The sequence below is a fragment of the Acinetobacter baretiae genome, assembly GCF_015627105.1.
GTDB lineage: Bacteria > Pseudomonadota > Gammaproteobacteria > Pseudomonadales > Moraxellaceae > Acinetobacter > Acinetobacter baretiae.
Window position 1 is genome coordinate 1 of record NZ_VTDM01000012.1, and the last position, 21,470, is coordinate 21,470.

At 36.8% G+C, this 21,470-nt stretch carries 18 protein-coding genes and 1 pseudogene; 13 read left to right on the forward strand and 6 right to left on the reverse strand.

Features of this window, described 5'->3' with window-relative positions:
• The 9 genes and pseudogenes from I2F17_RS06425 to I2F17_RS06465 all read left to right on the forward strand — a co-directional run.
• A pseudogene (locus I2F17_RS06425) lies at positions 1–183 on the forward strand (IS982 family transposase); the annotation flags it as partial.
• A gap of 680 nt (positions 184–863) precedes the next feature.
• Entirely contained in the window at positions 864–1,220 is a 357-nt protein-coding gene (locus I2F17_RS06430) for a roadblock/LC7 domain-containing protein (protein ID WP_196422776.1), read from the forward strand.
• Between the two features lie 179 nt (positions 1,221–1,399).
• A complete protein-coding gene (locus tag I2F17_RS06435) occupies positions 1,400–3,040 on the forward strand; it encodes a hypothetical protein (RefSeq protein ID WP_211139386.1) in 1,641 nt (546 codons plus the stop codon).
• A gap of 365 nt (positions 3,041–3,405) precedes the next feature.
• Complete coding sequence (pilG, locus tag I2F17_RS06440; protein WP_196422778.1) at positions 3,406–3,774, forward strand: twitching motility response regulator PilG; 369 nt, start codon at positions 3,406–3,408, stop codon at positions 3,772–3,774.
• A gap of 34 nt (positions 3,775–3,808) precedes the next feature.
• On the forward strand, positions 3,809–4,171 hold the full coding sequence (locus I2F17_RS06445; protein WP_196422779.1) for a response regulator: 363 nt from the start codon (positions 3,809–3,811) through the stop codon (positions 4,169–4,171).
• A 23-nt stretch (positions 4,172–4,194) separates the two neighbouring features.
• On the forward strand, positions 4,195–4,710 hold the full coding sequence (locus I2F17_RS06450; RefSeq protein ID WP_196422780.1) for a chemotaxis protein CheW: 516 nt from the start codon (positions 4,195–4,197) through the stop codon (positions 4,708–4,710).
• A gap of 57 nt (positions 4,711–4,767) precedes the next feature.
• Positions 4,768–6,864, forward strand: a complete 2,097-nt coding sequence (locus I2F17_RS06455; protein WP_211139387.1) for a methyl-accepting chemotaxis protein — start codon at positions 4,768–4,770, stop codon at positions 6,862–6,864.
• 111 nt (positions 6,865–6,975) lie between these two features.
• A complete protein-coding gene (locus tag I2F17_RS06460) occupies positions 6,976–11,220 on the forward strand; it encodes a hybrid sensor histidine kinase/response regulator (RefSeq protein WP_211139388.1) in 4,245 nt (1,414 codons plus the stop codon).
• Positions 11,221–11,694 carry a hypothetical protein gene (locus I2F17_RS06465; protein ID WP_196422783.1) on the forward strand — a complete coding sequence of 158 codons (474 nt, stop codon included), beginning with the start codon at positions 11,221–11,223 and terminating at the stop codon, positions 11,692–11,694.
• 67 nt (positions 11,695–11,761) lie between these two features.
• Here the strand turns inward: I2F17_RS06465 and I2F17_RS06470 are convergent, their stop codons facing one another.
• Entirely contained in the window at positions 11,762–12,823 is a 1,062-nt protein-coding gene (locus I2F17_RS06470) for an AI-2E family transporter (protein ID WP_196422784.1), read from the reverse strand.
• 51 nt (positions 12,824–12,874) lie between these two features.
• Complete coding sequence (locus I2F17_RS06475) at positions 12,875–13,519, reverse strand: ParA family protein (RefSeq protein WP_196422785.1); 645 nt, start codon at positions 13,517–13,519, stop codon at positions 12,875–12,877.
• A 110-nt stretch (positions 13,520–13,629) separates the two neighbouring features.
• Between I2F17_RS06475 and I2F17_RS06480 the strand changes: the two genes are divergently transcribed.
• From I2F17_RS06480 to I2F17_RS06490, 3 genes are all read left to right on the forward strand, one after another.
• On the forward strand, positions 13,630–14,097 hold the full coding sequence (locus I2F17_RS06480) for a Holliday junction resolvase-like protein (RefSeq protein WP_211139389.1): 468 nt from the start codon (positions 13,630–13,632) through the stop codon (positions 14,095–14,097).
• Between the two features lie 76 nt (positions 14,098–14,173).
• Complete coding sequence (locus tag I2F17_RS06485; RefSeq protein ID WP_196422787.1) at positions 14,174–14,749, forward strand: hypothetical protein; 576 nt, start codon at positions 14,174–14,176, stop codon at positions 14,747–14,749.
• Positions 14,750–14,826: 77 nt separating this feature from the next.
• Complete coding sequence (locus I2F17_RS06490) at positions 14,827–15,234, forward strand: protease inhibitor I42 family protein (RefSeq protein ID WP_211139390.1); 408 nt, start codon at positions 14,827–14,829, stop codon at positions 15,232–15,234.
• A gap of 9 nt (positions 15,235–15,243) precedes the next feature.
• Here I2F17_RS06490 and I2F17_RS06495 read toward each other — a convergent pair whose 3' ends face one another.
• On the reverse strand, positions 15,244–16,029 hold the full coding sequence (locus I2F17_RS06495; RefSeq protein ID WP_196422789.1) for a class I SAM-dependent methyltransferase: 786 nt from the start codon (positions 16,027–16,029) through the stop codon (positions 15,244–15,246).
• Positions 16,030–16,120: 91 nt separating this feature from the next.
• Complete coding sequence (locus I2F17_RS06500; protein ID WP_211139391.1) at positions 16,121–16,789, reverse strand: hypothetical protein; 669 nt, start codon at positions 16,787–16,789, stop codon at positions 16,121–16,123.
• 261 nt (positions 16,790–17,050) lie between these two features.
• Here I2F17_RS06500 and I2F17_RS06505 point away from each other — a divergent pair, with 261 nt between their 5' ends.
• A complete protein-coding gene (locus tag I2F17_RS06505; protein WP_196422791.1) occupies positions 17,051–18,313 on the forward strand; it encodes a hypothetical protein in 1,263 nt (420 codons plus the stop codon).
• 52 nt (positions 18,314–18,365) lie between these two features.
• On the opposite strand, the gene glyS is transcribed toward I2F17_RS06505, so the two are convergent.
• Both glyS and glyQ read right to left on the reverse strand, forming a co-directional pair.
• Positions 18,366–20,435: a glycine--tRNA ligase subunit beta gene (glyS, locus tag I2F17_RS06510; protein ID WP_211139392.1), complete on the reverse strand. Its 2,070-nt coding sequence runs from the start codon at positions 20,433–20,435 to the stop codon at positions 18,366–18,368.
• Positions 20,435–21,412, reverse strand: coding sequence for a glycine--tRNA ligase subunit alpha (glyQ, locus tag I2F17_RS06515; RefSeq protein ID WP_211139393.1), 978 nt, complete (start codon positions 21,410–21,412; stop codon positions 20,435–20,437). Before glyQ ends, glyS begins: the two co-directional genes overlap by 1 nt.
• Between the last annotated feature and the right edge of the window lie 58 nt (positions 21,413–21,470).

Genomic DNA, 21,470 nt, shown 5'->3' on the forward strand with positions numbered 1-21,470 from the left:
TATTTGAAGCAACGAAATAAGATTGAAACATTGTTTGGTTTGTTGAAAGCTAAATACAACTTAGTGACAAGTAAGGCGAGAAGTGTTCAAGGCTATTTAGCAGGAATTTATGCATCTTTATGTGCGTATCAGGTTTGTCATAAGAATAAGCCGAACATTCGAATCATCGGTGCTTCGGCTTAAACAGGATTCGGGTTAAGTAATAAAGCACTAATGTTGTGCCTGAAAAAACAATGAAAATTTGACAGCAATACATGAAAATTGCATTAGATGTATAACGTTTAATGTGAATGAGCCGATCTATCATTGTTTTTGTAAGCCAGTCATTGAGTTTTTTAGATTCTTCTTTTTAAACGATAAAGTCAAATATATTTATTTTGATTCTGAGGACTTTAGGCGATTAAATGTATTTAATTTTCTTGAATTACTTCGCATTAATTGAAAAAAATAGTATAATATCATCATTAAGTTTTATTTAACTCTCATTTATATTTTATTATTTTTATTTTGTTAATTAAATCTCATTATTGAGAATATATTGACTTTTGTCACATTGTTAAACAACATTGTCTTCCTATATATTTTTTTACACAATAGTGATTAAAAATATACTTTAATACTATTTTATCGGCTTACTTATTTAATTTAAATTTAAAGTCATTAAATTCAACGAAACCTCCATTCATGTAATAAAAATAACACATTTTTGGTATGTAGGTGGGTTGAGAGTTTTAGGTTGTTGTTGTGGTCTAAATCATGATGACTACAACAACAGATGTGTGGAGTAAATCCACAGTGCTTTAAAGCGCATTTAGTCGATTATATTAATCTGCAGCGCTTTAAATTTTGGAGTAGTAGTAACAATGGCAATTAAACTAGCAATATTAAGCGATGAATTAGACGGCTTTATCGCAGCTTCTTTAGTCGATAGTGAAAGTGGTATGCCACTGGCAACAGAAGGTACAGGGTTAGATTTAGACTTAGCTTCTGCAGGTAATGCTCAAGTTGTACGTGCTAAACGTAATGTGGCTCAAGCTTTGGGTTTAAAAGACTCTATTGAAGATATTCTGATTACTTTGTCAGAACAGTATCATCTTATTCGCCCATTAAAGGGTAATAAAGATCTGTTCTTATATGTTGCTTTAGATCGCAAGAAAGCAAATCTTGCAATGGCGCGTCATATATTAAAGAAATTTGATAATCAACTCGATTTTTCATAATTTTTTAATTTAAAGAAAGGAAGTGTAAAACTTCCTTTTTTTATGTCGTAAACTTAGTTTTTTTTCGATGTACTATCATAAAAATGATTTTATTCATGTTTTAAGCTCAGTATTATTTTAAGATGTGATATAAAGTAATAAAAGTGTTTTGCACGTTGTCTAAAATATAGGTATCTTTCATGTCTGATCAAACAAAAGTATCTTTTAACCCAAACTCATTATTAATGGTTAAAGCAGAAATAGAACGATCGATTCAGCAAATTGAAGTACTTGTGACTAGCTTGATTGATGAGCGTAAAGAGCAGTTCGGGTTAGATGATGCATTGTTGCATTTGAATCAATGCGCACAAGTTTTACTCTTGTTAAAACAATATAACTTAGCAAAAATAGTAGAGTACAGCGCAAGAATTATCGTTGAAATGGCCAAAGCACCAGACCAAATCAAACAAAGAGATATGTTTGTGGTCAGTCATGCTTTACTAAGTGCAAAACGCTATATTGATTTTAGCTGTTTAGAGGAGCGAAGTATTCCACAATTTTTATTGTGTGATTTAAATGCGCTTGAACAACAATTAAACTTACCTAAAACCACGGAAGCAGCTGCATTAGAACAGGTACTAGATCATATTCCTGAAGTAGACTTTAGTGGTCAACAAGTTGCAGAATCGTCTTCACATATTCATCAGCTCTATAAAGTTTGTTTAAAACAACTGTTTCGCAAAAATACATCAACGTTGAATGCATATGCACTAAAAGCTGTCGGTGAACAGTTAGTACATTTATCAGCAAACAAACCAAGTGCAACGTATTGGAAATTGGTGTACGAATTGTTTGTGCATATTGATGAGGTCTTTTTGAATACCACACGACTGCGCACTTTTGTACAAATTGAAAAAAATATTGACGAATTTTTAGTAAAACCTCATTTCAAGCCAAGTATGACTGAAGTTGCTAATATTATTTATATTTGTTTAGCACAAGGTTCATCTCTGTCTGAAAAATTACAGGCGCAGTTAGGGCATCAAATTGATGTTATTTTAGATCGTGATTTAAGTCTATTGTATAAAAAACTATTTTCTGAAGATTACGAAACGGCAAAAACGATTACTCAACTGCTTACTGAAGAAATTACAGCAATTTATCAAGAACTAGAAGTTAAATATCAAAATTTAAGTACTGAACGCTTAGAGGCACTCTATAAACAGACATTGGCGGTGAAGCAAATTCTTTTAGTGTTGAATATGCTTGATGTTGCCAATGATTTAGAGCAGTATTTACCATTGTTACAAGACCAAGCACAGATTAAACAAGAGCAGGTTGTGGGGCAACTGATGCAAAGCTTACTTAGTGCTTTAAACCATTTGCGTTTGTATGCTCGACAAAAAACACCTCGCTTATTGCAGTACAAGGTTATTAATCAAGATATTGCACTCGATCGCTTAGATGATGCATATGATACTTTAGCTCAGGAGCTTCAATATTTAATTGATGACGGTTCAAATCAGTTAATGCAATATATCGAAACACCAGAGCAAAATATTATTGTTGAATTACCACAACGTTTAGATGAAATTGCAGGTGCAGCTTTATTTATCTTTGATGATAAGGCCGTCCATCAAGCGGCAATCAATAGTTCTCGTTTTATTCAAGCATCTTTAGAGGAAAAAGAAACTCTCACACAAAATGATGTGAAAACATTACTTGGTGTGTATGCAAGTATTGATATTGCACTTAAAGACATAAAAAATCATCAACCGGTGATGTCGCATATGTTTGCAGTTGCATTAAGTAATAGTCAACAATTGCACGTTGCCGCTTAAATCGAGGCTGTATACTCCATGAAATCTAACGATGTCGATGGTTTTTGTCATTAAAAGTTTACATAGGTCCTGTAGGATGTATGAAATTTTTTACACTGAGTGCATGAGCACTTTTATCAAAGTATGGCGGTGTGCATAGGGTGTAATCATTTCATTTGATGGTATGCATTGAGTGAAAAGAATTCATTGAGCTTACTCTTTTATGTGATGCGTGTCTCACTTTGAGTATCTTATTTTATTCAAAGGTAATTTATTAATTGAAGCCTGTACAAAATGCATATTTAATAGATGGTATATGAAATTAGTTTAAAAAACTAACAACGATACTGTTAATGAATAAGATCATTTAACTGAAGGGAGACAAGATGAGCAGTCTAAAAGTAATGATCATCGATGACTCGAAAACGATCCGACGTACTGCCGAAACTTTATTACAACGAGAAGGATTTGAAGTCATCACTGTCGTCGATGGTTTTGAAGCACTATCTAAAATTACCGAAAGCAATCCAGATATTATCTTTGTTGACATTATGATGCCTCGCTTAGATGGGTATCAAACGTGTGCATTGATTAAAAACTCAGAACAATACCGCAATACGCCAATTATTATGTTATCAAGTAAAGACAGTTTATTTGATCGTGCGAAAGGACAAATTGTCGGTTCAGATGAGTATTTAACAAAACCATTTAGTAAAGATGAATTGCTTGATGCAATTCGTACACATGTAAAGTAGTAGTAACTCTTTTGAGTTTAAGTTCGGGGATAACGTGAAACGTATTTTAATTATTGATGACTCGCCAACAGAAGTATTTCGTTTTAAAGAGATTCTAACCAAGCATGGTTATGATGTTTTAGAGGCGAGCAACGGTGCTGACGGTGTCACACTTGCAACAGCAGAAATGCCAGATCTTATTTTAATGGATGTGGTGATGCCTGGTGTGAATGGTTTTCAGGCGACACGACAAATTACGCGTGCTGAACAGACGAAAGACATTCCTGTCGTAATTGTAAGTACTAAAAACCAAGAAACCGACCGAGTTTGGGGTAAACGTCAAGGTGCTAAAGACTACTTGACCAAACCTGTAGATGAAGAATCACTCATTCGTGTGATTCAAGCCAACCTTGTTTAATTAAAAGATCAGGGCTTAATATCATGGCAGTGAATGGATTTTTAGAGTTACTTCGGTTAGTGAAACAAGGAAATAAACATCAACAAGCAGATGATGTTAACAGGTGGTCTGGTATCGCATTTGAAATGCAAGAGCAGACGTTTGTGATTCCTTTGGGTGAGGTTAATGAGGTACTATATTGTCCTGATCTGACATCAGTTCCAAATGCTGAGCCTTGGGTCAAAGGTCTTGCTAACGTACGTGGACAATTACTTACAGTCATTGACCTTTCAGAGTATTTTGCAGGGCCTTCTATTAAACTAACACGCCAACACAAATTACTGTGTTTACGCCATGAAGATCATTATATTGGTTTTATTGTAGATCAAGTGTTAGGGCTTCAGCATTTCCATACAACAAGTTTCTTTGCTGTAAATCCGCAACTTAAGCAAGATTTACAAAAATACTGTCATGGCTATTTTAAACAGAAACAAGTGAATTGGAATGTTTTCTTATTTAGTACATTACTGAAAGATTTTTACCAAGAAGCCGTTATCTAAAATACATAGATATGAGTGAATTGTTATGCGAATACTGAGATTTTGGGGGAGAGTTGTATGGGCTTAAAAAGTCTAGTAAGTGGTAAGAGTGGCATCATTAAACAACTAGATGCCCGCTTAAATCAGTTAAGTCAAGGTTTTGGTGATAATAAAAGTGTTAAACCACTATTATTACTGAGTATTGTAAGTATTATTGCGACTTTGCTCATTCTGTTTTTTATTTTCTATAGTACAGCAAAAAATAATACAGTAACCAAAAGCTTGGCCGACCTTAAACTTATTTCTCAGGTTATTCCTAAACAAGTGACCGAAGCCAATACTACAGGTGCCGATGCAGAATTCAAAAGATTAGAAGATAGCCGTGCTAGCTTTGACAAGAACTTATCTGTGATTCAAAACTCTGCATCTATCGGTGGAGACGTAGACAAGGTACAGTCAGATTGGAACAACACTGCCAAAAACCTACAAACGCTTCTTGATAATAAATCTGTATTAAACGATCTTCGTAAAACTGTTGTGGAAATGGATCAAATCATTCCAAGTTTACAGTTTGAATATAATGCTTTGATTAAAGACATGACTCAGCGTGGTTTACCAACCAGCCAAATTACCATTGCAAAAGATCAGGTGATTTTGGCAGAACGGATGCTACGTTCAATGCATAACGTGACACGTATTGCACAAACGCAAGTGGTCGATCCAATTCGAAGTATTTCTCTTGATCAAGATGAACAATCAACGCCTGCAACCGATTTTAGAGATGCGAGTGAAACTTTCGGTAACTATTTGAATGCGCAAATCGATGGTGAAACAATTTTTGGTGTTGAGCGATTAGCTGATCCAGAGTTACGCAATACCTTATTGTCAATCAAAAGTAAATACGACAGTGTTGTACAAAAAGATACTGCAATTTTATTAGACAATGCTGGAAAACTACTTCAAGTACAAAAAGCATCTAACACAATTTTTGCAGATTCAGAGCCTCTTTTAGAAACACTTGAAAATGTTTATGTGTCGGGTCTTCTTACGGTTTATGTTCCGCGTACACTTCTTATTTTAGGTTTTTTAACATTCTTAATTGCATTAGCTAAACTATTTAGAATTCGTGCTGAAAATGACCAACTACGTATTACTGAATTAAAAAATGAATACGACCAAAACCAGAACGCTATTTTACGATTACTCGATGAAATTGCTGACTTAGCAGATGGTGACTTACGTCACTATGCAACAGTATCTGAAGATTTTACAGGGGCAATCGCCGATTCGATTAACTTTGCAATCGACCAATTACGTGATCTTGTATCTCGAATTAATGAAACATCACAAGAAGTATCTCAATATTCTCAAAATACACAGCAAGTAACCACCAGCTTAACGGAAGCGGCGAACAAACAATCTAGTGAAATTTCAACAGCTTCAATTGCGATCCGTGAAATTGTGGCATCTATTGGTCAAGTTTCGAATAACGCCAATGAGTCTACCGAAGTTGCACAGCGTTCAGTACAAATTGCATCTAATGGTGCAGATGTTGTAAACAAATCTATGCAAGGGATGGATACCATTCGTGAGCAAATTCAAGAAACATCAAAACGAATCAAACGTTTGGGTGAGTCATCACAAGAAATTGGTAACATTATTTCATTAATTAACGATATTGCAGACCAAACAAACATTTTGGCCTTAAATGCTGCAATTCAAGCATCTATGGCAGGTGAGGCAGGTCGAGGCTTTGCTGTAGTTGCAGATGAAGTACAGCGTCTTGCAGAACGTTCAGCATCTGCAACAAAACAGATTGAAGGCTTGGTTCGTACTATTCAATCAGATACCAATGAAGCTGTAATTTCAATGGAACACACAACAACTGAGGTTGTACGTGGAGCAACACTTGCACAAAACGCAGGGGTAGCACTAGATGAGATTCAAACAGTATCAAATACATTGGCACAGTTAATTGGTAACATTTCACAAGCATCACAAAAACAATCGGTGTCAGCAAGCCAGATTGAAAATACGATGACTGTTGTACAAGACATTACAACACAAACAACAGCGGCAACATTTGATACGGCACGATCAGTTTCTGAACTTGCAAATATGGCTGAGTCATTACGAGGGTCTGTAACCGACTTTAAACTACCAGAAAAGCCTTAATTGCCTTACACGTTAGCCGTGTTATCTATATACAAGCTTCGATGTATTGAACTAAATTAAATTTTACTCAATACATCGACAAAAGCTAAGCAGATAAAGTTTGAGCGAGATATGAAAGAATTCGTACAGAGGCTAGTGCAAGATATCGCTGTACCAGCAGATACTTACTTACAGCAAGATGAAGAAATTGTTGAAATTTTTGCCGAAGAAGCCGAAGAAATTATTGCCGAGCTCGCTGAATTATTTGTGCAATGGCAGCAAGATTTAAACGCAATTGATACACTCACTGTGATAAGACGCCATTTCCATACGTTAAAAGGCTCAGGCCGAATGGTTGGTGCTAATCAGATGGGTGAGTTTGCATGGGGAATAGAAGAACTACTCAATAGTGTTCTGCAAGATCATGTCCCACTTACAGAAGAAATTAGACAATACACCACACACAGTTTTGAATTTTATCAAAGTCAGTTATTTCCAAGTATTCAACAGATCGAACCTGTGGACTGTGATATTCGTCCTTTTTTATATGTCTCTAAAGCATTAAAAGAGCAACAGAGTATTGATGCCGAAATTTGGCAAGTGATTGTCAATCATGCAGATCTTTATTCAAGTGATACAAATGCCGATCATGCAGAAAAAGATGCTTCATCTTTAGTAGATGAAGAAATTATGCCACAACATCATCTAGATATAATTAAAGATATACCTGGTGTTTACCTAGATGAAATGGCCGAACATCTTGAACGAGTACGTCACTATCTAAATAATAGTGAACCATCCGTTAAAGATACTACAGGTTTAATTCGAGCAATTCATACCCTTAAGGGTAGCTCAAGTATGATGAAAGTTGACGACTTGGTATGTGCAAGTGGCAATGTAGAAGTGTCATTAAATTTAGAATTACAAGAAAAAGGTCAACTTGATTTAAGTTTAAATTTACTTGAGCAATTTGAAGTATTTTTGAGTCAATATTTGCAGGGGCTGAAAACCAAAAAACCTATCTTGTTAACAAATAGCTTGGCTCAATTCCAAGAAGTATGGCAACAATATGAAGAATATATTAAACATTCAGAACAAGAACAAATCCGAATTGATGACATTATTTCACTAAATATCGACCATTTGCTCGATGTCGCCAATGATTTTGATGTGAAAGTTTGGAATGATGCTGAAAAGTATATTACAGATTTAATTGATGAAAGCGAAACTCTTACCCAGTGGGCAGATTCTAAAAAGTTAGTGGCGCTAGCTGACTATATGAGTAAGTTACGCAAAGCGTATATTGCTTTACTTGCAGTCGCATTTTATGACTATGATCAGCTTAAAATACAAAGTTCAGGCTTTGATGACTTCCATAATGCTTTAATGATTTATTTTGACTTTTTAGCCTCTGGTCAAATTAATCCTATATTGTTACAACATGAAGATGAGTTAGATCAGTTAATTGAGACCTTATCGAAAATTCACGATGTGGCTAAGAAACCTATTGATCTACCTACACAACAAATACCTGTTGCTGACATTATTAGAAAATTAGAATCTGATGAAGTCGATTTAGCACAACAGTCATCGAATGTGATTGATGACTTAGAGCTGATTGATATTTTTGTCGAGGAAGCCGAAGAAATTGTTACACAAATGGACAGCGATCTTGCGGAATTTGAAGAGAATCCAACAGAGCTGACCACGTTACAAAAACTTATGCGGAATTTGCACACTTTAAAAGGTAGTGCAAACATGATTCAAGCCGTAAATTTAGGGACAATTGCGCATCATTTAGAGTCAGTTTATGAATTATTGATTCATCAAAAACGTGAAGCTACGCCATTACTTCTTGCTATTTTACGTTCAATTCATGACAAGCTTGCAGGTCGTACAGATGCTATTCGAAAGCAAAAGGTAGATTTTTCGGCAGTTAACACATTAGCATTATTAGAGTCGTGTAAACAAATAGATGATCAATATGACTTTAATACGTCATCTGTGAAAACAGCTAAAACACCTGATCTAGTACAAGAAACGACAGTTGAACAGCACCCTAAAGAACATATAGCAACCATCACATCAAATCGTGCAACGTTGTTGGAATCACCAAAAATTGCCTTTAATGCATGGTGTGAGGAGCGTTCAAGTCGTAGCTTACTACTTGCGGTACAACGTCATGTATATGCTTTGCACGATGAGTTGAAGCATGTCACGGATGTACCAAATCTTCAAAACATCACTGGCTTATTAATTGATATATTTGAACAATATACAATTTATCAAGTAAAAACAGATGTATATGACCAGACCATTCATATGGCGTTTAATCATATTTCGGGTTATTTTGATCACAGTATTGATGACAACGAACTTGAAGATGTACGTCAACGACTAGAAAAAATCAAAAATTCCCTTTCATCTTCTACGGGCATGAATGAATCGGTTAACACAGATAACTCGATTGATACGATGCAAGGAGATGGGGCACAACCTCCATCAATGCATGGTTTATGGCAAGCACGATCTGATGCAGCCAGTACGCAAGAAATGCTACGTATTTCTGCATTTACTATTGATAAAGTAACCAACTTAACTGCCGAAAGTGCGATTAACCGATCTCGTGTTGAGATGGGCTTAAATCAATTTAATACAACACTGTCTGAGATGGAACTTGCAATCGTACGACTTTCTGAACAGTTGCGTCGAATGGAAGGTGAGCTTGAAACACAAATTCTCGCAAAACACAGTGTTGAAAATGACTATGAAGATTTTGACCCATTGGAAATGGATAAATATTCTGCATTAAACCAATTGTCGAAGTCATTAGCAGAGTCTGCATCAGATTTACTTGATTTTAAATCAACCCTTAGTGATAAAATTGCCGATTCTGAAACATTGTTGCTTGAACAAGCACGTATGCAAACAGATGTACAAGACAATTTATTACGAGTTCGACAAGTTGTATTTTCACTCATTGAATCAAGATTACAGCGTTTGGTTCGACAAACAGCGATGTCTGTTAACCGTTCGGTTGAGCTAGAAGTGGTGAATTCAAGACTTGAAATCGACCGTAGTATTTTAGATCGCTTAGTGACACCACTTGAACATATGCTCCGTAATGCAATTGATCATGGGATTGAAAGCACAAGAGAGCGTGTGCAAAAAGATAAACCTCAAGTGGGCAAAATTACGATTACGCTAACAAGACAAGGCACAGATATTTTATTAGATATCCAAGATGATGGTCGAGGAATTGATATTGAGCGTATTCGTCGTAAAGCACAAGGATTAGGGTTACTTGCAGAACACGATCAAATAAGTGATCAAGATGTCTTGCAGTTTATTTTTAGTTCGGGCTTCTCTACTGCTGAAAAAGTGACACAGTTATCAGGACGTGGTGTTGGTTTAGATGTTGTAAAAAATGATATTCGTGCTTTAGGTGGACACATTTCTGTTGTATCCACTAAAAATCAAGGCACACACTTTACAATACGTATTCCAACCATCATGACCGTTGCTGATGCCTTGATGGTAAAATTAAATGAACAACAATTTGCAATCCCATTGTCGCAAATTGATCGTATTACCATGATGTCCTCTGAATTACTGCAAAAGCATTTTGAGAGTGATGAAGAATACTGCTTGATTGATGGGCAGAATTATCGTCTAAGATATCTTTCAGAGTTCTTAGGGTATGCGAAAAAACCAAGTTTCGGTTTAATTGAGAATTTCCCAATTATTTTGGTGCGTGGATATAATAACCAACTGGTTGCTTTATTGGTTGATCAATTGGTTGGGTCGCGTGTTGAAATTGTTGTTAAACCTCTTAACAACACATTACAAGATGTGCAGACACTTGGTGGTGCAACAATTTTGGGCGACGGTCGAGTATGCTTTATTTTAGACATACAAAATATTGCCCGTACAGCCCAAAATACGCTTCGTCATACATATGCTGTGAATAATCAGAATTACGATGATAAACAAGACTTACGTCATACAGTCATGATTGTTGATGACTCTGTGACAGTACGAAAAGTAACATCTAGATTGCTTGAACGTCATGGTTATGATGTGATTACGGCCAAAGATGGTGTTGATGCGATTGAAAAACTTGAAACATTAAATCCTGATATTATGTTGCTTGATATTGAAATGCCACGAATGGATGGTTTTGAAGTGGCTAAACTGATTAGAAATGATGCAGTACATCAAGCATTACCAATCATTATGATTACCTCTAGAACTGGCCTAAAGCATCGTGATAGAGCATTGAGCCTTGGTGTGAATTACTATATGGGTAAACCATTCCAAGAAGATATCTTATTAGAGCAAATCCAAACTGTAATACAGGATTTAAAGGTAACTTAAATGGCAGATAATCAATCAAACATCGAAAAAGGTTCTTTGGCTGCAGCGTCTCAAGAAGATTTAAGTGAGTTGATGACAGTATCGGCAGGTTTTGTTGATGTGTTTAAAATTCGCTGTGCCAATCAAGCAACGATTGTTTTACCACAAAACTTAATTTTGTCTGTACAAACACAGCAAAAAGGGATTAAGCACGTTCAGTGGCATGGCGTTGAATTACCTGTATATGAGGTACACACGCCAGATGTGAATGAAGTCACTGCTTTAATTGTGGAAAATGAACAGATTGAACAGCGTTTTGTCATTTTGTGTGATGAAATGCCTGAGGCACATCGTCTTCGAATTTCTGAAGTGGTTGATGTCTACGGTGTGGAAAAAGAAACTAAAGTTTTTCAATATGTGCGTATTCATCAAGAGTTATGCCAAATTCCTGTATTAAACGAAATTTATGCAGAAATTACCACAAATAAGACTTAATTTATAGATGAGCACATGAGGGCACATAGATGCCCTCATGCGCTTTTAAGTATTTTGATATGATGTTTTATGTATCTTCTTTTAGTTCTTGAATCCACTCGCGCCAAATGGCTAACAGTACAGCTAAAATAACAGGGCCAATAAATAAACCTATTAACCCAAAGCTTGTTATACCACCTAACACTCCAAACATAATTAATAAAAATGGAATTTGTGTTGCCCCTGAAATGACTAAAGGTCGAATAACATTGTCTGATGAGCTGACAATACAAAGCCCCCAAACCAATACAGCAACTGCACTTACAATATGTCCTTGTGAGAGAAGCCAGATGGCTACGCTACCATAAGATACAGGCGTACCAAATGGAATTAAAGCCAATACGAATGTCATAAGTGTGAGCAATAGTGGATTAGGTACACCTGCTACAAAATAGCTCAAACCTGCTAAAATTGCTTGCACCAATGCAGTTAAACCAATGCCATACACAACCGCACGTGTGGTATCTGAAATGGTTGTCATGTAATGGTGAATACGCTCACCAATTACTTTTTCAAGCGCAAAATGAAATTGTTTTAAGAGTGACTGACCATCACGATAAAAAAAGAATAATGACAATAATGTAAAACCAAGTTTGACTAAATTTCGCGTAATTTCACCCACCACCATACGCCCATAACTTAAATGACCTTGTAACCAAAGGGTGATGTTTTGAAAAATTTGATCAGGATTGGCATTGAGTTCAGCAAGAAGACGTGTAATGTCTGTGCCAATGATGGGTAATTGTAAAACAAAGTTGGGAAGTGTGAAGTCACCTGCATAAATTTGTTGTTTTGCTTGTAAAAATAAGTTTTGGCCCTCTTGTTGTAAAATTACGATTCCAAAACCAATAGGTAATCCAACCGTAAGAAAAATCATCAACAACATACACAGAGCACCTAGATTGCGTCGTTGTAGACCACATTTCTTTTGCACCCATGTATAAATAGGCCATGTCATATAAGCGATAATAATCGCCCATACGACAGGTACAATAAAGTATTTTAATACGTTAAACGTTAAGTATAAAAAAACACCCATTAACCCAATAAAAAAGGCTTTATGCAGAAGACTCGGAATATATCGTTGCACGGCAATCTCACATTATTTTGTGTTATCAGGGATTCATTTTTTTAAAATCAATTAAAACCACTGTGTATTATCATCAATAATGACATTAAGAACAGGCTGCCACTGTTTTTGAATATCCAAATAACGTTTTTGCGTATGATCAAAAATACTTAAACCTTGTGCTGCCAATTGACCATATACAGCACGTTCAGAAATCCATGCAACAGGGTCGTGTTCTACTTTTTTGAAAAAATCTTGAAAAGTTTGAGACTTTACGCTTTGTGGTCTTACTCGATTGGCCAATAATAAAATATCGACTTTACCTTTACGAATGCGCTTAATATCTTGTAGTTGTTTTAAAAAATGTTTTGTACTGTGTAAATCAAAAAAAGAAGGTTGTAGTGGTGTGATAATCGCATGACTTTCACTAATAAGTTGTTCAGCCTGTTCACCAGAAACGGCACCGGGCGCATCAATCACTAAATAATCAATATTTTTAGGCGCATCACCAATTGATTTTTCGTTCCGCCAATCTAAAGAGCGAATTTGAGCCACTGAAGAGGGGCGTTGTTTAAGCCAGTGTAGTGTTGATTTTTGTGTGTCGGCATCAGCTAAAGCAACCTGATAACCTTTGACTGCCAAAGCGGTTGCAATGGTAATTGCTGTATTGGTTTTACCGCAGCCACCTTTTTGATTTGCAATCAGAATTGTTTTCATAATAAGAGATATGTGCGCTGTAATATTTTAAATACTGTAGCATTTTTTACAGGGATAAAACATGACAATATGTATGATGAATGGATGGTTTAGATAAGGAATAACAGAAGATGCCAGCATGGGTGATTTTTGTCGTTGGAATATTGGTAGGGGCGATATTGGCCAGTGTATTACTTGCACGTACCCGTCAGGGAAAAATTCAAGCAGAGTATGAAGCATATATTTTACAGCTTCAAGCTCAACATGAACAAGATGTGCAGACAGCTAAACAGCGTAGCGTAAATACCAGTCGTGCAGTTTTAAAAGGAAAAATGGCAGAGCAATTTGCGCCTATGCTTCCGCAGTTTCATTATTTACCTGCAGATGCACGCTTTTTAGGTGATCCGATTGATTATATTATTTTTGATGGATACAGCGCATTTAAAGATGGAGTAGGCTGTGCAGAAGACATAAATATTATTTTAATGGATATTAAAAGTGGTAAAGCAAAACTCACCGCTGGTCAAAAGGCAATTGCTCAAGCAGTTCAGGATAAACGTGTACGTTTTGAAACATTATATATACAGTTATCTGAGTAACTGACACAAAGCGATTCCATGAACAGATGGCTTTATGTGTCATGATAAACAGACGATAGAACGAAGAGTAAAGCTCATGAAAAAGATGATGTGCTGTATGGGTTTAATTGCTGTCATGTCTAGCAGTATGGCATATAGTGCACAGATTGTAAGTCATGAAGAACAGTATAATATTGCAAAAGGATTTATGCCCACTTCACCTGAACAATCGATTCAAAGTCTCAGACCATTTTTGGGTGATTTTCGTATTTTAAGTACACAGCAGTACAGTCAGGACGAACAGGCGAAATTTTCACCTATAGATTTTGCAGTGAGTTGGGGCTTGTTTGCACATAAAGACTTTGCACAACGTATACATGTTCAGCAGTATGACCGCTTTTTAAATTGGAAAATGAATCCGTTACCTGTATCGCCCCAAAAAGCCATGCAAATGGTATCTAACATGCATATGATTCCTGCATCACCAGAAATACTTGAGCAACTAAACCAAGTCAAAAAAGGCGATCTTGTTCGCTTACAAGGAGATTTGGTTGAAATTAAAGATGGCAACTTGGTATGGCGTTCATCTTTGACCAATACGGATGTTGGGGAAGGAGGGTGTGAATTATTTCGAGTCAAACAGGTTCAATGGTTACAAAAAGTGCAGATGTAAGGTTTTATCTATGGGTAAAATATTATACATTTGTAACAGGTATATTAATCAATGTGCAAAAATAAGTGAGCGAAATCATGAACAGTGCATTAAGCATTGGGGTTCTATGTATGGCTTTAACGTTGGTTGGTTGTCATGGTACAAGTCCAACCGTTGATGGTAAAACCCACGTATTTACCCTAAAGCAAAAATGTCCTGTGCTTTTACAAATGAAAGTCGGACAAAGTTTAATGTTTCATGCACCTGAAAACGTGAGTACAGGGTATCAATGGCAGATTGCACAGCAGTTACACCATTTTAGTGTAGAACAATCTGAACAAAAAACCAAAGAACAACCGATGATGGTTGGACAACCTACAGAAAAAATATTCCAATTTTCTGCGTTACAGGCGGGTGAGGAGGAAATTTCTCTGCACTATGTCAGACCATGGGAAGTGACAGCACCTGCTGAGCGTTGGATTTGTCGCGTGCGTATTTCTTCTTAAATAAATTTTTTAATCTATAGCACGAAAATGATAAATATGAGTGAGATAGGGAAAAGCAATATCATCTGTATTTGATTTTCCCTGCATTTGGTGAACAATATGTTCTAAGTCATATTTAAGTTGTTTTTGTGCTGAACTAGGCCATGTTTTTACGAAGCTACTCGACAATAATCGTTGTGTCACAACCTGCTGTACTGTACCTGTATGCACGTAATTAAATTGGTGTGTGGCCACAGCATGAAAGAGATGTTGTTGTACAAATACCTGTTGCCACTCATGTGTATAAAATCGAGGTGCATCTTTCTCAAAAGGCTTTAAATGTTCAGACAGTGCTTTTACCCAAGGTTGAGAGGTATCTTTATCATTCCAAATTAAAATTAAATCACCTTGAGGTTTTAGTAAGCGCTTCATTTCACGCAGTGTTTCAATATTAGAAAACCAATGAAAAGCTTGAGCACAAAAAATAACATCAAACTGATGACTCGGCAAAGGAATGTGGTGGCTCAGCGCATCTATGATATGAATCTTAGGGTATTGCTGTTTGAAAACTTCACGCATCGCGCTGACAGGTTCGACAGCGGTAATATTTTTCGTTAAAGGGTGCAATCGTGCGGTAAATTTTCCTGTGCCTGCTGCAAGATCAAGAATGACAGATTGCTGCGTTAATTTTAAATGTTGCTGCAGCCATGTTGTGATGTCTTTAGGGTAACTCGGCCGAGCCTGTTGGTAATCTTGAGCATGTTCTGTGTGAGCAAAGCCGAGTTGAGCTGTTGGATGTATGCAATCTTTAGACATGCGATCATCATTCGATTAAAAACATGAGTATGGTGATTGTGTCTTAAAATAACATTGATGCGTTGTAGCTTTATATGTCTATTTTTTTTATTTAAAGTAATTGCTGATAAAAACGTTGTAAAACCTTAGTAAATTGCAATAATTCGCCTTTAGACATACGACTTTCTTGTAAGAGTGTAATCACTGTCATATGTGAGCGTTTTAATTCGGCCACAGTTTGAGCAGACTCGATTTTTCGTGCATGCGTTTTACCCATAAGCCCACAGTGGGTATTGAGTGTGTCAGTCAGTAAATTTTTCATGTTATCGAAAGTCAGCGCAAGATTTTGATATGCCTCATAGACAGGTTCTTGTGTGGACTGAGTCGGTATTGAGTTTGATGAAAGTGGGGCAGGAGTTTCTTCAGTGGTAGAAACATGTATGCGTGAAATGGGCGTATTTTCTGTACTTTCCTGTGCAATCTTAGATTCTTCAGCAGGCTGAACAATGGTAATGGCATCTTTTGGTACTGAATTCGTTGGACTAGAATCGTCTGCATGATTTAATGAATCGGCATGAATTGGTAGATCTTTTTTTAAAAAACCAAGGTGAATTAAGCTATCAAAAATATCTGAAGAACACATTGCTTCTTTGGCATGTGCAGAAAGTTTATTAAAATCTTTACTACCAATTAAAATCAGCAACTGACGTTGTTTTGCTGAAAGTATGCGATCCCGATTTTGTAATGCTAAAATAGCTTCAGTTGTTCTAATATAATTCATGCCTAAAACTCCCACAGCACACTAATGTATTAATTTTATAATGAATACTTTGACAAAAATATATGACACATTTATGAAGTCATTGAATTATATTGCCTTTTTTGATGCTTATTTTATTGCCAAGACAGTATATAATGTTGAGTAACTTAACTATTTTTACGAGTTACCTAAAGTATATTGAGATTTTATTATGATGAAATTAGTATATTTTTCATTGAAATAATGATGCTTTGGGATCAACTTTGAACCTTTTGGTGTGTAATGGATAAACAAATAATTTTTGAAGATGACCATATTAGAGTCATTTTTTTAAAAGGGCATTCGGAAGAGTTAATTTTTTCCTTTGGTGATCTAATCACACGTGCAAAAGGTTTAACGATTAATGCTGAAAAATCGCTCATTAAATATGATTACAATGTCATAGGTGTGATGCCAAAAGAAAAGTCATGGTTTCCTGTAGAAAGCATGCACCAAATGTTGCAAGCGATTGCGCCATATATAGCCCCATTTAAAACCATTGTTGGGTATGGAGGGTCTATGGGGGGGTACGCTGTAATTAAGTATTCAAAACTGTTGAATATGTCACGTGCGATTGCTTTTGTACCACAATATAGTATTAACCCTCAAAAGGTTGAAGACCGCCGTTATGCTGAATTTTTCGATATTAATATTCATCGTGATATGGATATTTCAGCAGATGATCTTTCAGATCAGACCGATTATATTATTGTTTATGATCCCTACTATAAAGAAGATAAAGAACACTATTTAAAGATCAAAGCGTATCTACCACAGCTAATGACGTTAAACTTACCTTTTACAGGCCATGATGCATTGTCTGTTTTGGCCAGTTCGAGTTTACTCAATGATTTTATTCGCCATACATTAGATCAACATTATTTTTATGCACAAATTCGAAAAGTAAAAAAGAATAGTAAGTTCTACTATCGTCAAGTGATTGGTCAGTTGATGTCACGCCACAGTAAAGCACTTGGCCGTATTTTAAAAAATAATGATTTACAGCTTGATGCACAATATTTTGATCCTGCTTTGAAGCAACTAATTACTCGTATTATGTTGAGTCGAAGACAAGTCACTGAACAGGACTTGCAAAAACTAGGTATTAAAGTCAATTTGCCACAGGAGTCACATTTAAAACTACAAGACCACTTTCATAGTTTTCTCATCTTTAATTTAATTAGCAGTAAAATAGAAAGTTACACCCAAGAGTCTATTGATTTAAATGATAAGTACTTAATTCCATTGTTGGCGAAATCAAGTTGTTTGGTTAAAGTTGAAATTAATCGTGAGCGGTATATGGTGGCGATGAATGACCGCCGTGTGATGAAATTAATCAAAGAAGATGATGCTCTATCGGCAGATTTAAGCCCATTGGTGCTTAAAAAACATGATGGATATTATGTGATTAGTTATAAAGGGCAAAATTTAAGTACAGATGAGTATGGGGTTTGTACCTTTGTTGATCCACCTTTAAGTGATGTGACACGTTTTATTTTAGTGTAATGGCATGTTTGCTAAGAAGCCCTCAAAGATTACTTTGAGGGCTTCTTTTTATTTACGCCTGTAAAACAGAGATATCTGCAATGGCTGTAAATAATTGTCTGAGTTGGTTGAGTAAGCGTAAGCGATTGGCCTTGAGTGTTGCATCATCTGCCATGACCATTACATGCTCAAAGAAATAATCAATGGGTGTGCGAAGTGTCGCGAGGGCTGATAATGCTTCAGTGTATTGATGATTTTGAAGTAAGGGCTCTATTTGAGGTCTAAGTGCTTGGATTGCAGCATATAGCCCTTTTTCAGCATCTTCTACGAGCAAGTTTTCTTCAACATGTGCTTCTGTTGCTGGCTCTTTTGCCAAAATGTTGGCTACTCGTTTATTCGCCGCTGCAAGTGCCGCAGCTTCAGGTAAGTTTCTGAAATGATTGACTGCATTAATACGTTGATCAAAGTCGAGCGGTGATTTTGGTGATAATGCTTGCACAGCTTGAATAACATCAACCGTAACGCCTTGGTCTTCGTATTTGGCACGATAGCGCCCTTCTAAGAAAGCAACGGCATCTGTACGTGTTTTTTCATGATCTTGAATAACATGACCATAGCTGTTCAAAACGGCATTTACGAGACTTTCGATGGTAACATTGAGTTTATTTTCAATAATTAATCGTAATATGCCAATGGCAGAACGTCTGAGCGCAAATGGGTCTTTAGAGCCTGTCGGTGCTTGTCCAATTCCAAAAATTCCAACCAATGTGTCTAAGCGATCAGCCAGTGCAAGTGTTGTTCCTGTTTTTGTGGTTGGAAGTACATCACCTGCAAATTTAGGTAAATACTGTTCAGCTAAAGCGTTAGCAATTTCATCGCTTTCACCTTCGATACGTGCATAGTAAGTGCCTGCAATACCTTGTAATTCAGGAAACTCACCCACAAGTTCAGAGGTTAAATCACATTTAGACAAATGAGCTGCTTTTTCTACATCGGCTGGATTTGCACCAGTGATGTGAGCAATTTGCTGAGCAATTTGTGCAATACGTTGTGACTTGTCCCACAAGGTGCCTAGTTGTGCTTGAAAAACCATCTGTGCAAGTTTCTCTGAACGAGAGGCAAGAGGGTATTTTTGATCTTGTAAAAAGAAAAACTCAGCATCGCTTAAACGTGGGCGAACAACTTTTTCATTACCTTCAATAATTTGTTGCGGATCTTTTGACGCAATATTTGATACGGTAATAAAGTAAGGTTGTAATTTATGGTTTGCATCGACCAAGCAAAAATATTTTTGGTTATCTTGCATGGTTGTAATTAATGCTTCTTGGGGTACAGCCAAATAGCGCGCTTCAAACGTTGCACGTAAAGCCACAGGCCACTCGACCAAGGCTGTAACCTCATCGAGCAAGTCAACAGGGACAATTGCGATTGCATGTACGTCATCTGCCAAGGTTTTAACTTGTGCTTGAATCATGTCTTGACGTTTTTCAAAATCTGCAATCACATGGGCATGTTCAAGTGCAACGAGATAGTCGTTAGCATGTTGTAAGGTAATGGCCTCAGGCGCATGAAAACGATGTCCGTAAGTGATATTTCCTGTTTTTTGCCCCTGAATAACAGCATCAATTACATGTTCATCTTTAAGCAAAACTACCCATTTCACAGGACGTACAAATTCGGTGCGACTTACAGCCGAACGCATTCTTTTTGCAATTGGCAATTGGTTTAAAGCATGCTGTAAGATGTCAGGGAGGAGCACATCGATCGACTGTCCTTGTACATCTTTGTAGTAGCATACTTTTTCAACTTTACCTGCTTGAAAAGTCGTAATGTCATCTAAAGTAATGCCTTGACCACGCATGAAGCCTTCAAGGGCACGCGTGGGATTTCCTTGTGGATCAAAAGCAGCTTGTTTGGCTGGTCCATCAAAACGTTTTTGTATATCTGCTTGCGATGCATCTAATGCCGTAATTTTTAGTGTTAATCGACGTGGTGCAGCATAAGCATCAATCTTTTTGAAGTTTAAACCCGCATGATTTAAACCTTTTTCGGTTTCTTGCTTGAGTGCATCACGTAATTTTTTTAAACTTTTAGGAGGGAGCTCTTCACAGCCAAGCTCAAATAATACAGTATGTTGATTCATTATTTCTTCTCCGTTTTGGCCGTCACAGTCTCTGTTTGTGCGTGTATTACCGCCAAAACTTCATCTCTTAACTGCGGTTCTGCCATAGGAAAACCAAGTTTTGCCCGTGCATTCACATAACTTTGTGCAATCGCGCGAGCTAATGTTCTGACACGTAAAATAAAACGTTGGCGTTCTGTGACAGAAATGGCACCTCGAGCATCTAATAAGTTAAATGAGTGTGATGCTTTAATAACTTGCTCATAGGCAGGTAATGGCAGTCCTGCTTCAATTAAACGATTTGCTTCTAACTCATAAAAGTCAAAGAGTTCAAATAATTTTTCAACAGGTGCATATTCAAAGTTATAGGTAGATTGTTCTACTTCATTTTGATGAAAAACGTCACCGTAAGTGACGGTACCAAATTGACCTTTTGTCCATACTAAGTCGTATACCGAGTCTACGCCTTGTAAATACATCGCTAAACGTTCAAGGCCATAGGTAATTTCACCTGTGACAGGGTAGCATTCTAAACCACCGACTTGTTGAAAGTACGTAAATTGAGTGACTTCCATGCCATTTAGCCAGACTTCCCAGCCGAGTCCCCACGCACCTAAGGTTGGCGATTCCCAATTGTCTTCTACGAAACGAATATCGTGAACTAATGGGTCAATACCAATGGCTTTCAAAGAGTCTAAGTATAATTGTTGAATATTGTCTGGGTTGGGTTTGAGTGCCACTTGAAACTGATAGTAATGTTGCAAGCGGTTTGGGTTGTTGCCATAGCGACCATCTTTCGGGCGGCGCGAGGGTTGAACATAGGCAGCATTCCATGTTTCAGGGCCTAATGCACGTAAAAAGGTCGCAGTGTGGAAAGTACCTGCCCCCATTTCCATATCATAGGGCTGTAATACAACACAGCCTTGTTCAGCCCAATAGTTTTGTAATGCCAGAATGAGGCCTTGAAAGGTATCGATGTGAGAGATGGCGCGACTCATGTAGCATCCCTAAAATTATAAGAAAATTGTGAGTAAGTATAAGGATTTTACTAATGCG

Bases quoted from the DNA above. Each gene is read 5' to 3' on its own strand.
- I2F17_RS06430 (WP_196422776.1), top strand. From the start codon at position 864: ATGGCAATTAAACTAGCAATATTAAGCGATGAATTAGACGGCTTTATC.
- I2F17_RS06435 (WP_211139386.1), top strand. From the start codon at position 1,400: ATGTCTGATCAAACAAAAGTATCTTTTAACCCAAACTCATTATTAATG.
- pilG (WP_196422778.1), top strand. From the start codon at position 3,406: ATGAGCAGTCTAAAAGTAATGATCATCGATGACTCGAAAACGATCCGA.
- I2F17_RS06450 (WP_196422780.1), top strand. From the start codon at position 4,195: ATGGCAGTGAATGGATTTTTAGAGTTACTTCGGTTAGTGAAACAAGGA.
- I2F17_RS06455 (WP_211139387.1), top strand. From the start codon at position 4,768: ATGGGCTTAAAAAGTCTAGTAAGTGGTAAGAGTGGCATCATTAAACAA.
- I2F17_RS06460 (WP_211139388.1), top strand. From the start codon at position 6,976: ATGAAAGAATTCGTACAGAGGCTAGTGCAAGATATCGCTGTACCAGCA.
- I2F17_RS06465 (WP_196422783.1), top strand. From the start codon at position 11,221: ATGGCAGATAATCAATCAAACATCGAAAAAGGTTCTTTGGCTGCAGCG.
- I2F17_RS06475 (WP_196422785.1), bottom strand. From the start codon at position 13,519: ATGAAAACAATTCTGATTGCAAATCAAAAAGGTGGCTGCGGTAAAACC.
- I2F17_RS06480 (WP_211139389.1), top strand. From the start codon at position 13,630: ATGCCAGCATGGGTGATTTTTGTCGTTGGAATATTGGTAGGGGCGATA.
- I2F17_RS06485 (WP_196422787.1), top strand. From the start codon at position 14,174: ATGAAAAAGATGATGTGCTGTATGGGTTTAATTGCTGTCATGTCTAGC.
- I2F17_RS06490 (WP_211139390.1), top strand. From the start codon at position 14,827: ATGAACAGTGCATTAAGCATTGGGGTTCTATGTATGGCTTTAACGTTG.
- I2F17_RS06495 (WP_196422789.1), bottom strand. From the start codon at position 16,029: ATGTCTAAAGATTGCATACATCCAACAGCTCAACTCGGCTTTGCTCAC.
- I2F17_RS06500 (WP_211139391.1), bottom strand. From the start codon at position 16,789: ATGAATTATATTAGAACAACTGAAGCTATTTTAGCATTACAAAATCGG.
- I2F17_RS06505 (WP_196422791.1), top strand. From the start codon at position 17,051: ATGGATAAACAAATAATTTTTGAAGATGACCATATTAGAGTCATTTTT.
- glyS (WP_211139392.1), bottom strand. From the start codon at position 20,435: ATGAATCAACATACTGTATTATTTGAGCTTGGCTGTGAAGAGCTCCCT.
- glyQ (WP_211139393.1), bottom strand. From the start codon at position 21,412: ATGAGTCGCGCCATCTCTCACATCGATACCTTTCAAGGCCTCATTCTG.